Origin of the sequence: Flavobacterium sp. PL02, assembly GCF_035013205.1 — a bacterium.
Lineage (GTDB): Bacteria > Bacteroidota > Bacteroidia > Flavobacteriales > Flavobacteriaceae > Flavobacterium.
In genome coordinates, this window is record NZ_JAYGJP010000012.1 from 40,502 (window position 1) to 56,147 (window position 15,646).

The 15,646-nt window shown below is 32.5% G+C and carries 14 protein-coding genes; 6 read left to right on the top strand and 8 right to left on the bottom strand.

Annotation, left to right across the window (positions count from 1 at the left end; genetic code table 11):
- The first annotated feature begins 17 nt into the window (after positions 1-17).
- On the top strand, positions 18-2,354 hold the full coding sequence (locus tag SHI72_RS22125) for an ATP-dependent helicase (protein WP_039111955.1): 2,337 nt from the start codon (positions 18-20) through the stop codon (positions 2,352-2,354).
- Positions 2,355-2,476: 122 nt separating this feature from the next.
- Positions 2,477-3,097, top strand: coding sequence for an L-threonylcarbamoyladenylate synthase (locus SHI72_RS22130; RefSeq protein WP_039111956.1), 621 nt, complete (start codon positions 2,477-2,479; stop codon positions 3,095-3,097).
- A 436-nt stretch (positions 3,098-3,533) separates the two neighbouring features.
- Here SHI72_RS22130 and SHI72_RS22135 read toward each other — a convergent pair whose 3' ends face one another.
- The 3 genes from SHI72_RS22135 to SHI72_RS22145 are packed head-to-tail and all read right to left on the bottom strand — an operon-like array spanning position 3,534 to position 5,895.
- Entirely contained in the window at positions 3,534-4,370 is an 837-nt protein-coding gene (locus SHI72_RS22135; protein WP_039111957.1) for an OmpA/MotB family protein, read from the bottom strand.
- A gap of 36 nt (positions 4,371-4,406) precedes the next feature.
- A complete protein-coding gene (locus SHI72_RS22140) occupies positions 4,407-5,426 on the bottom strand; it encodes a glycosyltransferase family 2 protein (RefSeq protein WP_323491425.1) in 1,020 nt (339 codons plus the stop codon).
- 16 nt (positions 5,427-5,442) lie between these two features.
- Positions 5,443-5,895, bottom strand: a complete 453-nt coding sequence (locus SHI72_RS22145) for a type I restriction enzyme HsdR N-terminal domain-containing protein (protein ID WP_039111959.1) — start codon at positions 5,893-5,895, stop codon at positions 5,443-5,445.
- A gap of 105 nt (positions 5,896-6,000) precedes the next feature.
- Here SHI72_RS22145 and holA point away from each other — a divergent pair, with 105 nt between their 5' ends.
- The 3 genes from holA to ettA are packed head-to-tail and all read left to right on the top strand — an operon-like array spanning position 6,001 to position 8,973.
- On the top strand, positions 6,001-7,005 hold the full coding sequence (holA, locus tag SHI72_RS22150) for a DNA polymerase III subunit delta (protein WP_039111960.1): 1,005 nt from the start codon (positions 6,001-6,003) through the stop codon (positions 7,003-7,005).
- A gap of 55 nt (positions 7,006-7,060) precedes the next feature.
- Positions 7,061-7,243, top strand: a complete 183-nt coding sequence (locus SHI72_RS22155; protein WP_035624132.1) for a CAL67264 family membrane protein — start codon at positions 7,061-7,063, stop codon at positions 7,241-7,243.
- A 35-nt stretch (positions 7,244-7,278) separates the two neighbouring features.
- Complete coding sequence (gene ettA / locus SHI72_RS22160; protein WP_039111986.1) at positions 7,279-8,973, top strand: energy-dependent translational throttle protein EttA; 1,695 nt, start codon at positions 7,279-7,281, stop codon at positions 8,971-8,973.
- A 421-nt stretch (positions 8,974-9,394) separates the two neighbouring features.
- Here the strand turns inward: ettA and SHI72_RS22165 are convergent, their stop codons facing one another.
- Both SHI72_RS22165 and SHI72_RS22170 read right to left on the bottom strand, forming a co-directional pair.
- Positions 9,395-9,838, bottom strand: a complete 444-nt coding sequence (locus tag SHI72_RS22165) for a thiol-disulfide oxidoreductase DCC family protein (protein ID WP_323491426.1) — start codon at positions 9,836-9,838, stop codon at positions 9,395-9,397.
- 514 nt (positions 9,839-10,352) lie between these two features.
- Positions 10,353-12,518, bottom strand: coding sequence for an endonuclease MutS2 (locus tag SHI72_RS22170; RefSeq protein WP_039111988.1), 2,166 nt, complete (start codon positions 12,516-12,518; stop codon positions 10,353-10,355).
- Between the two features lie 111 nt (positions 12,519-12,629).
- Here SHI72_RS22170 and SHI72_RS22175 point away from each other — a divergent pair, with 111 nt between their 5' ends.
- Positions 12,630-13,301: a uracil-DNA glycosylase gene (locus tag SHI72_RS22175; protein ID WP_323491427.1), complete on the top strand. Its 672-nt coding sequence runs from the start codon at positions 12,630-12,632 to the stop codon at positions 13,299-13,301.
- 158 nt (positions 13,302-13,459) lie between these two features.
- Here SHI72_RS22175 and SHI72_RS22180 read toward each other — a convergent pair whose 3' ends face one another.
- From SHI72_RS22180 to tsaE, 3 genes are all read right to left on the bottom strand, one after another.
- Complete coding sequence (locus SHI72_RS22180; RefSeq protein ID WP_039119188.1) at positions 13,460-13,843, bottom strand: DUF4258 domain-containing protein; 384 nt, start codon at positions 13,841-13,843, stop codon at positions 13,460-13,462.
- Positions 13,844-13,879: 36 nt separating this feature from the next.
- Complete coding sequence (locus SHI72_RS22185) at positions 13,880-15,079, bottom strand: alanine dehydrogenase (protein WP_039111991.1); 1,200 nt, start codon at positions 15,077-15,079, stop codon at positions 13,880-13,882.
- A gap of 113 nt (positions 15,080-15,192) precedes the next feature.
- The gene (gene tsaE / locus SHI72_RS22190; protein WP_323491428.1) at positions 15,193-15,600 is read right to left on the bottom strand and encodes a tRNA (adenosine(37)-N6)-threonylcarbamoyltransferase complex ATPase subunit type 1 TsaE; all 408 of its coding nucleotides are present in this window, start codon (positions 15,598-15,600) and stop codon (positions 15,193-15,195) included.
- Positions 15,601-15,646: the final 46 nt, after the last annotated feature.

A 15,646-nucleotide genomic window follows, 5' to 3' on the forward strand; every position in this document is an offset into this window, starting at 1 on the left:
TTATGGAGAAAAATTTCATGCAAAAATACATTGACCAGCTCAATGACGCACAGAGACAGCCTGTTTTAAAGAAAGACGGGCCGATGATTATTATTGCTGGGGCAGGTTCGGGGAAAACACGTGTTTTAACAATTAGAATTGCTTATTTGATGGCGCAGGGTGTTGATGCGTTCAATATTTTGTCGCTTACTTTTACCAATAAAGCGGCACGTGAGATGAAACACAGGATATCTGATATTGTGGGGGCGTCGGAGGCAAAAAACCTTTGGATGGGAACTTTCCACTCTATTTTTGCGCGTATTCTTCGTGCAGAATCAGATCATTTGGGATATCCGTCTAATTTTACGATTTACGATTCTCAGGATTCAGCGAGACTAATTTCTTCTATTATAAAAGAAATGCAGCTGGATCGTGATGTTTATAAACCAAAACAGGTTTTAGGACGTATATCAAATTATAAAAATAGTTTGATTACGGTAAAAGCTTATTTTAATAATCCTGAATTGGTAGAGGCTGACGCCATGGCTAAAAGACCAAGATTAGGAGAAATTTATCAGCACTATGTTGACCGTTGTTTTAAAGCGGGTGCTATGGATTTTGATGATTTGCTATTGAAAACCAATGAATTACTAAATCGTTTTCCAGAAGTTTTATCGAAATATCAAAACCGTTTTCGCTATATTTTGGTTGATGAGTACCAGGATACAAATCACTCTCAGTATTTAATTGTAAAGGCTTTATCTGATAAGTTTCAGAATATTTGTGTTGTAGGAGATGATGCGCAGAGTATTTATGCTTTCCGTGGAGCGAATATTAATAATATTTTGAATTTTCAGAAGGATTATGAAGGTGTGATAATGTTTCGTTTAGAGCAAAATTATCGTTCAACCCGTAACATAGTTGAAGCTGCAAATACTGTAATGGAACATAATAAGACCAAACTTGATAAAATAGTTTGGACTGCAAATGATTTTGGACAAAAAATTAAAGTCCACAGAAGTTTAACAGATTCTGAAGAAGGTCGTTTTGTAGCGAGTACCATTTTTGAACAAAAAATGCAAAATCAATTGCATAATGGCTCTTTTGCAATTTTGTATCGTACTAATGCACAATCCCGTGCGATGGAGGATGCCTTAAGAAAACGTGATATTCCGTATCGAATCTATGGTGGATTATCGTTCTACCAACGTAAGGAAATTAAAGACGTTTTGTGTTATTTGCGTTTGGTAATTAATCCGAAAGACGAAGAAGCACTGGTGCGTGTAATTAATTATCCTGCTCGTGGAATTGGAGATACTACTGTTGAAAAATTGACTATTGCTGCCAATCATTACAAACGTTCTATTTGGGAAGTAATGGTTAATATTGATAAAATTGACTTGAAACTGAATGCTGGGACAAAGAATAAAATTAGAGATTTTGTAACGATGATTCAGAGTTTTCAGGTTATTGATCAAAATCAGGATGCTTTTTATATTACGGATCATGTAACAAAAAAAACGGGATTAGTTCAGGAACTAAAGAAAGATGCTACACCTGAGGGTATGGCAAAAATTCAGAATATTGAAGAATTACTAAACGGTTTAAAAGATTTTACCGAAGGTCAGAAAGAAATTGATGGAGCAAGAGGGGCATTGTCTGAGTTTATGGAAGATGTGGCACTTGCAACCGATTTAGATAAAGATACGAGCGATGAAGATAGGGTTGCTTTAATGACAATTCACCTTGCAAAAGGACTAGAATTCCCGCATGTTTTTGTTGTTGGGATGGAAGAAGATTTATTTCCTAGTGCCATGAGTATGAGTACAAGAAGTGAACTTGAGGAAGAACGTCGTTTATTTTACGTAGCTTTAACACGCGCAGAGCATCAGGCTTATTTAACGTATGCACAATCGCGTTATCGTTGGGGTAAATTAACAGATAGTGAACCTTCTCGTTTTATTGAAGAAATTGACGGTCAGTATTTAGAATATTTGACGCCAGCAGAAAGTGGTTATCGTTATAAACCAATGATTGACATTGACGTTTTTGGTGATGTTGATAAATCAAAATTACGTTTAGCAAAACCAATTGGGACAACACCTCCTAAACAGGTTAATAACAATGAACCAAAATCGGATTTAAATATTCGTAAACTAAAACCTGTATCGAGTAATAATCCTAATGCAAGTGCTCCTAATTTATTTGATAATAAATTAACTATTGGAAATCTTGTAATGCATGAACGCTTTGGAAGAGGTGAAGTTGTAAATATAGAAGGAGTAGGTGCTGATAAAAAAGCAGAAATAAAATTTGAAGTTGGCGGACTTAAAAAGTTGTTACTTCGTTTTGCAAAATTAGATGTGATTGGGTAGAAGATCATTGAAGTAAGAGAATAGACTTAGATAGCTAGATAATAGAATCAAGAAAAAAGTTGATGAACTCATACTAGAATCTTTTGAATTTTAATCAAATTAAAACTTTAAACTAAAACAAAATGGCAGAATTTATAAAAATATATCCCGATAAACCGAGTGAAGCTGCTATTGCAAAAGTAGTAAAGGTTTTAAAAAATGGTGGTTTGATTATTTATCCAACAGATACTGTTTACGGTTTAGGTTGTGATATTACCAATTCTCGTGCTTTAGAGAAAATTGCAAAAATAAAAGGAGTGAAGCTCGAAAAAGCAAATTTTTCTTTTATTTGCCACGATTTAAGTAACTTATCTGATTATGTACGACAAATAGATACATCGACCTTTAAAATATTAAAAAGAGCTCTACCAGGTCCTTATACTTTTATTTTACCTGGGAACAATAATTTGCCAAAAGAGTTTAAGAAGAAAACAACTGTCGGAATTCGTGTGCCAGACAATTCAATAGCTTTAGAAATTGTACGTCAGTTAGGAAATCCTATTGTTTCTACTTCTATTCGCGATGAGGATGATGTTATTGAATATACAACCGATCCTGAACTTATTTTTGAAAAATGGCAAAATGTAGTTGATATGGTTATCGATGGTGGTTATGGAGATAATGTTGGATCTACTATTATTGATTTATCCGAACATGAGCCAGTAATCGTTAGAGAAGGAAAAGGAAGTTTAGATATTTTGTAAAAATATATTGCTACGGCAAGGTATTTGAAGTTAATTGCTTATATTAGAGCTACATTAACAATGCATTATAAACATATATCACGATAATGTTATTCTTAATTGATATTTAATTGGTTATTAAAAAGATTAAGGATACATAAAAGCAGGTCAACCGACCTGCTTTTTCTGTTTTTATAAATAGTGTTTTTAAGGCATGGCTTATCAGTGAATTCACTTTATGTATTATCACTGTAAATTTTTTAGATATAAACCCTTCGACTCCGCTCAGGGAGACAAACTATGCCTTCGTCAGGCTGAGCATCCAAAACTACAAGAGAAGCTTAATTAAAGTAGAAAAATAGTAAGCATAAAAAAAGCCAGTGAAAATTTTCACTGGCTTTAATTTATTCTAGAATCTTAATCCTAAAAAGGACAATTCTAATATGAAATCATCAGATTATTTACCTGATTGTTTTTTCATTTCTTTTTCAACCATATCATAGAATTGGTCAATTTTTGGCATAACAACGATACGAGTTCTTCTGTTACGAGCTTTATCTTCAGCTGTATCATTAGCAACTAATGGTACGTAAGAACTTCTACCAGCTGCAATTAATTTTGCTGGGTTAACACCAAGGTCGTTTGTTAATACACGAACGATAGATGTAGAACGTTTAACGCTTAAATCCCAGTTGTCTAACAAAATTCCGTTGCTTTTGTAAGGAACGTTATCAGTATGACCTTCAACCATACATTCAAAATCAGGTTTGTCATTAACTACTTTTGCAACTTTAGCTAAAACAGTTTTTGCTTTATCAGTTACATCATAGCTACCACTTTTAAACAATAATTTGTCAGCGATAGAAATAAATACAACTCCTTTTTCAACATTAATTTCGATATCTGGATCATTGATACCTACAGCTCCTTTTAAGCTAGTAACCAAGGCAAGAGTAACACTATCTTTCTTAGTTAGAGCATCTTGAAGTCTAGATATTTTTAAATCTTTTTCTTTTAAACTTTCTAAAGATTTTTCTAGATTTTCAGCTCCTTTAGAAGTAAGCATTGTTAAATCTTTAGAACTGTTTATCAAATTCTGATTGTGATCTTTTAAACTAGCAACTGTAGCAGTTAATCCAGCTTTTTCTTCTAAACAAGAATTTAATTTTACAGTACAAGAATTTAGTAAATCTTGTGTTTCTTTGTTTTTAGCTTCTAAATCAGCATATTTCTTTTTAGAAACACACGAAGATAGTACCATTAGTGCAGTTAGGGCAATGAATATTTTTCTCATAAAAAATAAAATTTAATTAGACTTTCAATTACAAAGTTAAGGGTTATTAATTTGATTACTGTTAAAGATATCTTTAAAAACACGGTTTTTCGTTACATAGTACAAGAAAACGACACTTTTAATCATATAGTATTTTCGTGTTTGAAAAATACTTCTTTTTTTATAATATTCTGAAAAAAGGCTATAAAAAGAGAAATGAGCTTTTATAATTGCCCAAGTGTGTTTGAACTTTCCTTGCACAAAAAACTGTACTCCAGCGATACCATCGAGTACTAGTCTTGCAAAAATAATGCCGTAAAACCCTTGCTTAGGCAAGTTTTTGGTAAGCATTAGCAAGGAGTTTCTAAAATTAAGAAAGGTCTTTCTAGGGTTACCTTGTTGCAATGTTGCGCCACCGACATGATATACAACAGATTGCGAATTGTATTTAATTGTATGACCTAGATTAATTGCACGCCAACACAAATCTATTTCTTCTTGATGGGCAAAAAAACCTTCATCAAAACCGTTTAATTCTTTATAAACAATGCTCCTTATAAAAAAACAAGCACCCGAAGCCCAAAACAATTCACAATTATCATCATACTGATTATTGTCTTTTTCGACAGTATCAAAAATACGCCCACGACAAAACGGATAACCATATTTATCAATAAACCCTCCGGCAGCTCCCGCATATTCAAAGAAAGCTTTATTTTTAAAATCTAATATTTTGGGTTGGATAATAGCGGTTTTTGGTTCTTTTGCGAAAGTATCCAGAATTGGTTGTAACCAGTTTTCGGTAACTTCAATATCCGAATTTATCAAAGCATAAATTTCGGCATCGATATGTTGCAATGCATCATTGTATCCTTGTGCAAACCCATGATTACCTGTGTTTACAACGATTTTTACAGTAGGAAAATGCTCTTTTACGTAAGTTATAGAAGTATCTGTCGAAGCATTATCAGCTACATATATAGTAGCTTCAGGCGAAAATTGTATTACCGATGGTAAAAACTGTTCTAATAATTTTACTCCATTCCAATTTAATATAACAACTGCTATTTTATCCAAGTGTATAGTATTTTATTTACGTTAGAGAATTATAATTCGGTAACTCCCTTAAAAATTCATATTTTTCATTCTCAAAATCCATTTGACAGAAATAATGACTCAATCCATTGGTAACTGTCAGAAATTGCGCATTCATGGTCATATTATATCTAGCAATCTGATCAAAGGTAGCTTGCGAAATTTTTACTTCTGGTGCTTTACATTCTACCAATATATATATAGTACCATCAGGATTATAAACTACAATGTCGTAACGTTTACGCAACCCATTGACCTTTAAAACTTTTTCTACATTTATCAATGATTTAGGGTATTTTTTCTCCACCATTAAAAACTGAACAACATGCTGGCGAACCCATTCCTCTGGAGTGAGAATGATAAATTTTTTCCTGATTTCATCAAAAATAGACACTTTATTTTCGCTATTTTTGAACCGAAATATATAAGAGGGAAAATTTAGTTTTTGCATGAAGCAAAAATATAAAATAGTTTTAGGTTTCTCCCGAAGTCTCGGGATAAAGTTTCAAAATATTGAAACAACAGCCTTAAACATTTAACTTGAAACAATAAAGAAATGGATGAAGTTATAAAAATTGTTAATGATATAAAAGCAGGGAACATCATGCCTATCTACTTCCTTATGGGAGAAGAGCCTTATTACATTGACAAATTAGCCGAATATATAGAAAAAAACGTTTTATCTGAAGAAGAAAAAGGCTTTAACCAAACGGTTTTATATGGTCGCGATGTAACTGTAGACGATGTTGTTTCGGCCGCCAAACGTTATCCTATGATGGCTGACCGCCAGGTTATTATTGTAAAAGAAGCTCAGGATTTATCCAGAACAATCGATAAACTCGAAGCTTATGCAGGAAACCCAATGACTACAACAGTTTTGGTTTTTTGTTACAAATACAAAACGTTGGATAAACGTAAAAAAGTAACCAAATTATTAGGGCAAAAAGGACTTGTTTACGAAAGTAAAAAATTATACGAAAACCAAGTAGGGGATTGGATTAAAAGAGTTTTATCAGGCAAAAATTATACGATAGAGCCAAAAGCCAATGCAATGCTGGTTGAGTTTCTTGGAACCGATTTAAGCAAAATCAATAATGAGCTGGAGAAACTACAGATAATTTTACCCAAAGGTACGACCATTACACCCACACATATAGAGGAAAATATTGGTTTTAGTAAAGATTATAATGTATTCGAACTACGTAAAGCAATCGGAGAACGAAATCAAGTAAAAGCATACAAAATTGCAGAGAATTTTGCTCATAACCCCAAAGATTATCCGCTAGTTATGACAACAGGATTAATTTTTGGTTTCTTTATTCAGTTATTAAAATATCATGGATTAAAGGATAAAAATCCAAAAAATGTAGCGGCTGCAATTGGTGTGAATCCTTATTTCTTAAAAGAGTATGATTTAGCAATAAAAAATTTCCCAATGAAAAAAGTGAGTCAGGTAGTTTCGGCATTACGAGATATTGATTTAAAAAGTAAAGGAGTGGGAGCCAATGCATTACCGCAATCTGATTTATTAAAAGAAATGCTGTACAAAATATTTAATTAAGCCACTAAAATTACCGATATTTGTAAGCTGATATAAAAATAAAAAACCGCAAATTATGGGGATGAATAAAAACACAATCTTAGGATGGGCAACTTTTATAATGGTGATCATGGGATTTCTCTTAATAGGACTTGGCATTTTTAGATACAGAGATGTTTCAGGTTGGGGATTTGCAGCTACAGGAGTTGGTTTTTTAGCCAATGCATGGGTTTTCAACGCTTTAAAAGGAAGAGTTTAAACAAGAATAAATAATAAAATTTAAAATAAATAGGCATGTCAGACGATAAGAAAGTAATTTTCTCGATGTCAAAATTGAGTAAAACCTACTCAAGTAGCGACAAACAAGTATTAAAAAATATTTATTTGAGCTTTTTTTACGGAGCTAAAATTGGTATTCTAGGTTTAAATGGTTCTGGTAAATCTTCACTTTTGAAGATTATTGCTGGAGTTGACAAAAATTACCAAGGAGATGTAGTTTTTGCTCCAGGATATACAGTTGGTTATTTAGAACAAGAACCACAATTAGACGATGAAAAAACAGTTATCGAAATTGTACGCGAAGGAGTTGCCGAAACTATGGCAGTTCTGGAAGAGTACAATAAAATCAACGACTTATTTGGTCTTCCAGAAAACTACGAAGATCCAGATAAAATGGATAAGTTGATGGATCGTCAAGCTGCTTTACAAGATAAAATAGATGCATTAGGAGCTTGGGAAATCGATACCAAACTAGAAATTGCAATGGATGCATTACGTACTCCAGACGGAGATACGCCAATTAAAAATCTTTCAGGAGGAGAGCGTCGTCGTGTTGCATTATGTCGTTTGTTGTTACAACAGCCTGATGTATTGTTACTTGATGAGCCTACCAACCACTTAGATGCTGAGTCTGTTCTTTGGTTAGAGCAACATTTAGCACAATATGCAGGAACTGTAATTGCTGTAACGCACGATAGATATTTCCTTGATAATGTTGCAGGTTGGATTTTAGAGCTTGATAGAGGAGAAGGTATTCCTTGGAAAGGAAATTATTCTTCTTGGTTAGATCAAAAATCAAGCAGAATGGCACTTGAAGAAAAAGTAGCTTCAAAACGTCGTAAAAACTTAGAACGTGAGCTTGACTGGGTTCGTCAAGGAGCCAAAGGTCGTCAGACAAAACAAAAAGCACGTTTACAGAATTACGATAAATTATTAAACGAAGATCAAAAACAACTAGATGAAAATCTAGAAATCTATATCCCGAACGGTCCACGTTTAGGAACAAATGTTATCGAAGCTAAAAATGTAGCTAAAGCTTTTGGAGATAAATTATTGTATGATAATTTAAACTTTACTTTACCACAAGCTGGAATTGTTGGAATTATCGGGCCAAACGGTGCTGGTAAATCAACTATTTTCAGAATGATTATGGGTGAGCAAGAGCCTGATAGCGGTGAATTTTCTATCGGTGAAACTGTAAAAATTGCTTATGTAGATCAAGCGCACTCTAATATTGATCCTAATAAATCTATCTGGGAAAATTTCTGCGATGGTCAGGAATTAATCATGATGGGCGGACGTCAAGTAAACTCTCGTGCTTACTTAAGCCGTTTCAATTTTGGTGGAAGTGATCAAAACAAAAAAGTTTCAACTTTATCAGGTGGTGAGCGTAACCGTTTACACCTTGCGATGACATTGAAAGAAGAAGGAAACGTACTTTTATTAGATGAGCCTACCAATGATTTAGATATAAATACACTTCGTGCACTAGAAGAAGGTTTGGAGAATTTTGCTGGTTGTGCCGTAGTTATCTCTCACGACAGATGGTTCTTAGATAGAATTTGTACACACATCTTGGCTTTCGAAGGAAACTCAGAAGTTTACTATTTCGAAGGAGGATTCTCAGAATACGAAGAAAACAAAAAGAAACGTTTAGGTGGAGATTTAACTCCAAAACGTCTGAAATACAGAAAATTAATAAGAAGCTAATATTCTTATCAATCACAAAAGGCCTCAAATTAAATTATTTGAGGCTTTTTTTATATAGTAAATTTTGATGTTTTTTAGGAGCTAATTCCTGCTGTCTGCTGTATCTTTTTATTTTTAAAGAAAAAATAAAAAGGATGCCGCGACCATCAGGGCTAGAGATTTAGTTTTCAGTTTCAAGTTTCAGTTTCAAGTTTCAGTCACAATTCTCAGATTATAATTCTCAGATTATAATTTCTCCTTCATTCAAAATTATAAAACTGTGGCGAATCTAATTTTAGCGCAAAATAAAATCTCCCAAATCTGCTAAATCTGCGTGAGTAAAAAAATGAATTTTCAGAATTTCTCCTTGATTTGAAAAAGACAAGATTAGATTAAACTAAAATTTGCTCAAATCTGTAAAATCTGCGTAAAAAAATAGGTCTTACAAAAACTTAGCTTTTAATTCAGGAGTAGTAATCATGCAGCTTTCTTTTTTTCCATACCACTTGTATCTGTTCTTAGCAATATAATTATATAGAGGGTCTCTCAAAAAAACAGGAATTATTTTAAAAACAGAAAACCAACTCCATAAAACTCCAAGATTTTCGGCTATGGCAATCGCTGCTCCCGATTTGTAATAATAAGCAACTCCAGGTTCATAAAATATAATACTATCAACTTTGGTAATATCAACTCCTATATGTTTACAAATTTCTTTTCCTATTTCAGACTGCAAAGCGGCAAAACGAAAAACATCTTTTTTATCATGCTTAATAATAAACTGCACCGCCGAATCGCATAAATTACAAACTCCATCAAAGAGAATTATTTTTTTGTTCCCAGCATTCTTTGCGAGGAACGAAGTAACGTCATCTTGTGGATACATTTTTTTGTTTGTTAAAATTTTAAAAAGCTTTGTCAAAGTAAAAAATCAATGATGAAAGGAACTTTAGTATTTACACAAAATAACCTCAAACTTGTCATTTCGACGAAGGAGAAATCTTCGCGAGAAGCTCGACAAAGATTGAACTTTCGTTACGGAGTTACTTGTGAAGATTTCTCCTTCGTCGAAATGACAAAAATGCGCAGACTAACATTAAACTTTAGCTTTTATCAAAGTTCCTTACATCCTTAGTTCAAAACTTTGACAAAGCTACTTTATGTAGTTTATTTCGTTAAAAATATTCCTTTTTATTACTATTGGTTTATTCTATCGATGTTGATTATTGTATAAATTTATTAAATCAAAAACAGCTTTCACAAATAACTTTTAAGTGGTCTTTTAAAATCTTCCAACTCATTAAGTGTCTTCCTGAAGATGATTGTTTAAATCGCTTTATTTTGGTTTTTGATAAAATTTTAGCTTTTTAGTACTGAAAACTGCGACAGAAAACTAAAAACTATTTTTTAGCTGCTTCAACAAATTCCAATTCATCCAAATTTACTTTCGAAGTAAAAATGCCATAATTTACTGTAGCTTTATTTTTTTCGATAGAGTCAATACTTCCTACAGACCTTCCGTCAATCATACGCACTCGATCACCAACTTTTAAAGTTACTTTAGGTTTTTCGACAACTGCTTTTAATTTCTTTTCTTTTTTCTCTTTTCGAATTTCTTCAACCTGAACAGTTACTTCGGCAATAACTTCTTTTTTCTTTTCAACTATTGCTTTTGCTTCTTTCGGAGTTGCTTTTTTACGTTTGGAATTTTCAATTTCGATAATCTTCAAAAATTCTCCTATCAGCTCTTTTTTATTTTTATTATTGAAATACTTCTCAGAGATGTCTTCAATTTTTTGTCCAATATAAATCGTCTTCTGGTTACTATCATATAATTCCTGATAGCTTTCTAGTTTTTGTTTTATCTTGACATTTATATTTTCCATTTTGTTACTCTCGGCACGCGCTCTAGTTTCTTCTTCTTTTAAGTTCAAAGAAGTTTTTTCTAGTTTCGAGCGTTCTTTCTGAAGTGTTGCAATGGTTTTGTCAAAGCGAACTTTTCCGATTTCGATTTTCTTTTTTGCACGATTAATCAAACCATACGGAATTCCATTTTTCAAAGCGACTTCAAATGTAAACGAACTTCCAGCTTGACCAAGAACTAATTTGTACATTGGCTCTAATGATTGTTCATCAAAAAGCATATTGGCATTTGTTGCAAAAGGCAATTCGTTTGCCAAAATCTTAAGATTAGAATAATGCGTCGTTATAATTCCGAAAGCTTCCCGATGGTAAAACTCTTCTAAGAAAATTTCAGCCAAAGCCCCACCTAATTCAGGATCCGAACCAGTTCCAAATTCGTCAATCAAAAACATGGTTTTCTTGTTGCATTTCTTCAAGAAATAATTCATGTTTTTTAATCTATAACTATATGTACTTAAATGATTTTCAATAGATTGATTATCACCAATATCAGTTAAGATTCTATCAAACAAGAAAGTTTCACTACGCTCGTGCACAGGAATCAACATTCCTGATTGTAGCATTAATTGTAGTAATCCTACGGTTTTCAGTGAGATTGTTTTACCTCCGGCATTTGGTCCAGAGATTACAATGATTCTGTTATCTTGTTTTAATTCAATAGTTTGCGGATGCGTAATTTCATTCTTTTGTTTGTTATTCAAATACAAAATAGGATGAAAAGCATCTCTAAAATACAAACGACGTTCCTCTGTAATTGTTGGTAAAATACCATTTATCTTATTGGCATATTTTGCTTTGGCAGCAACAACATCAATATCACTTAAAAAAGCCTGATAATCAACAAGCAAAGACAAATACGGACGAATAGCATTTGATAATTGTTTTAAAATACGAGTGATTTCTTCTTTTTCCTCATATTCTAAATTGCTAAGTTCTCTAGAGTATTTAAGAGTAGTTTCTGGTTCTATATAAGCAATACTTCCAGTTTTAGAACTTCCTAAAATAGAACCTTTTACCTTGCGACGATACATTGCCAAAACTGCAAGAACACGACGGTTTTGCACAAAACTTTCTTTAATATCGTCCAGATAACCTAAACTATTGTATTGTGTTAAAGCTACACCAAAACTTTGGTTTACTTTACCACGAACCAGATTCATGTCACGTCGAATGTTAGCTAATTCTGGAGAAGCATTATCTTTAATTTCTCCATACTTATCTACAACAACATCTATTTGCGAAATAATTTCTTTTGTAAATTCTACTTGCGAAGCTCTCGCATTTAGATTAGGATAATAATCATCAAATTTTTTAAAGTAATTCAATAAGAAATTAACTGTAGATGATAGGGTTGCAATTTTTCTAAAACTGCCAACTTCCAGAAAACTATCTTCGATTGCCAGAAATTTAATTTCGTAAGTAATCGCATCAAAACCATGATTTGGAATTGCATTGTTATTTTGGAAAGACGAAATATACTCCGATGTTTGCATCAATGCTTGCATCAAAGTTTCTTTATCTCTAAAAGGTCTTATTTCTAAAGCTTTTTGTTTGCCTATATCGGTATTACAAATGTCCGAAATAGTTTCGAGCACTGTAGGGAATTGTAAATCTTGTAATGTTTTATCAGTAATAGATATCATATTATATCGTAAGTTGTAAAGCTTCAAAGTTACAAAGTTTTGAAACTAAATAGTAGTATTAATTGGTTCTTTGCAAAAAACTTTGCGTAATTTGTAGTAAAATTTATTGAAATGAAAATTAACCTCAATCCAGATTGGCAAGCAGTATTATCAGATGAAATAGGAAAACCTTATTTTAATGATTTGCTATTATCTCTTGAAGATGAATATAAAAACCAAGTTTGTTATCCTCCAACTGATTTAATTTTTTCGGCATTCAATCATTGTTCATTTCAAGATGTAAAAGTAGTTATCATTGGGCAAGATCCTTATCATGGAGTAGGAGAAGCTAATGGTTTAAGTTTTTCGGTAAATGATAATGTAAAAATCCCTCCTTCTCTCCGTAATATTTTCAGAGAATTAAATACCGATTTCGATTCGGTTTTTATGCCGACTTCGGGTAATTTAGAATCTTGGGCAAAACAAGGCGTTTTACTTTTAAACGCTTCATTAACTGTTCGAAAAGATACACCTAATAGTCACAAACATTTAAAATGGAATTTATTTACCGATGCAGTAATCAAGACAATATCTGATCAAAAAGAAGATGTTGTATTCTTATTGTGGGGTGCTTTTGCTCAAAAGAAAGGTCTTAAAATAGACCGTACAAAACATTTGATTCTAGAATCTGGTCATCCATCGCCTATGAGTGCCAATCAAGGAAAATGGTTTGGAAACAAGCATTTTACTAAAACAAATGATTTTTTAAAATCGAAGAAAATCCGAGAAATTAAATGGCTCTAATTTGATACCACTTCAACATAAAAAAAAGTAAACACTAATTTCTCTAATTAATGGCTATTAATTTTAATGATTAACTTAGCTGTGACTCGAGACTGGAAGTCGAACAGACGAAGTAAATTCGTGTTCAGTTTTTTTAAATATCTGTATATACGATAGCTCTAATTTGCTGGTTTCTTTTCTATAGATTCTAAAACAGCTTTCCCTGGATAATTAATTACTTTAAGTATTACTTCTTGATTTTTCAAGGTTTTACCTTCTATAACGTATAATTTACCTTTTTTATATTCTACATTACTTTTATCAAAATCAACATCACCAAATTGTAATGTGTTTTTTATATCCAAAGTATCAATCCATTTTTCTGTCAAAATTTTAGAAGCTTCTTCAGAATAGTGAAATGGTTTATTTCTTAAATCATTTAAAACTCTTGCATTCGGAAAATAATTACAACGTGTATCTTTTCCACTAAATACAAGGGCTACAAAGAAACATCCCATAACTAATCCAACTAAATAATATGCAAAACGATGTACAAACTTCATGAATTCTATTTTTGGCAAAGGTACGCTAAAGTTGCCTTAAAATACAAGTAAATTAATGTCATTATCAGGTAAATCAAACCATTCGCCTATAGCTTTATTGGTAAGGATTCCGTGATACATATAAATTCCGTTTTTTAATCCTTTATTGCATCTTATAGCACTTTCGAGTCCACCATCTTCTGCAATTTGTAATAAATAAGGCGTAATTATGTTACTTATTGAAAGTGAGGCAGTTTTAGAATATCGAGATGGGATATTTGGAACGCAATAATGCAAAACATTACTTTTAATGAAAGTTGGTTTTTCATGTGTAGTTACTTCCGAGGTTTCAAAACAACCACCTGTATCAATACTTACATCTACAATTACAGCACCTTTTTTCATGTGCTCTACCATAGTTTCGGTTACTATAATCGGACAACGTTCTTTACCTCGCATAGCACCAATAGCAACATCACAACGTCTTAATGCTTTTAATAACGCTTTTGGTTGTATTGTCGAAGTAAATACACGCTGATTAAGATTGTTTTGTAAGCGACGTAATTTGGTAATCGAATTATCAAAAACTTTTACAGTTGCTCCTAGGCCAATTGCTGTTTTAGCAGCAAATTCACCAACAGTTCCTGCGCCTAAAATTACAACATCGGTAGGAGGGACTCCTGTAATATTACCAAATAGTAATCCTTTTCCAAACTCATTTGTAATCATTAATTCGGCAGCAATAAGTATTGATGCTGTTCCTGCAATTTCGCTTAATGATTTTACAGCTGGATAAGTTCCGTCTTCATCTTTTATATACTCAAATGCTAATGCGGTAATTCTTTTTTGAGCCAAAGCTTCAAAATAGGTCTTTTTCCTAGTTTTTAGTTGAATCGCAGATATTAAAATTGTTTCTGGATTCATTAATTTAATCTCAGCAACTGTTGGTGGTTCAACTTTTAACAACATAGGGCAACCAAAAACTCGTTTGGTATCCTTTGTAACTTCTGCACCAGCATCACTATATTCTTTGTCGGTATAACTAGAACTTTCTCCTGCGCCAGATTCTATCATAACCCTGTGTCCTTGGTAGGTGAGAGAGTTTACGGCATCTGGTGTTAAGCAAATACGACGCTCCTGATAACTAGTTTCCTTAGGAATTCCAATGAAAAGTTCTCTTTTGTATCTGCCAATTTCAAGTTTTTCTTCTTGAGGCAACAAATCTTGTTTCGTAAATGGAGTTATCGTTATTGACATTGTTTATGCAAAATTAAGAGTACAAATTACGTAAAAACTTTTTAATAAAACAGTATTCTCTAGGCTAATACACGTTCTCGAAAGAAGTATAATTTTTGTATTAGCCTAAAGAATTAAACTAGTTTTAATAAACGTTTTCCGTCTGGCAACAATTCGATTGTAACAATCGAATGTTGTTCCGGGATTAAATTTGGAATTTTTTCTGACCATTCAATAAAACACCAATTTCCAGAATATAAATAATCATCAACTCCCATGTCTAGAGCTTCGGTTTCATGATTTAATCTATAAAAATCAAAATGATAAACAGTTTGATTGTCATTAGTTTGATATTCATTAACCAAAGAAAAAGTTGGGCTACTTGTGGCATCTTCAATTCCTAAACTTTTACACAATTGCTTAATAAGTGTAGTTTTTCCCGCACCCATTTCTCCATTAAAAAGGAGAATTTTATTAGGGTTTTGTGCTAAGATTTGCTTTGCAACTTCCTGAATTTGGTCTAACGAAAAAGTAACTTCCATTTTTTATTTATATTTTTTTTAAGCTAATTTTTTTTACTTCCGCTGT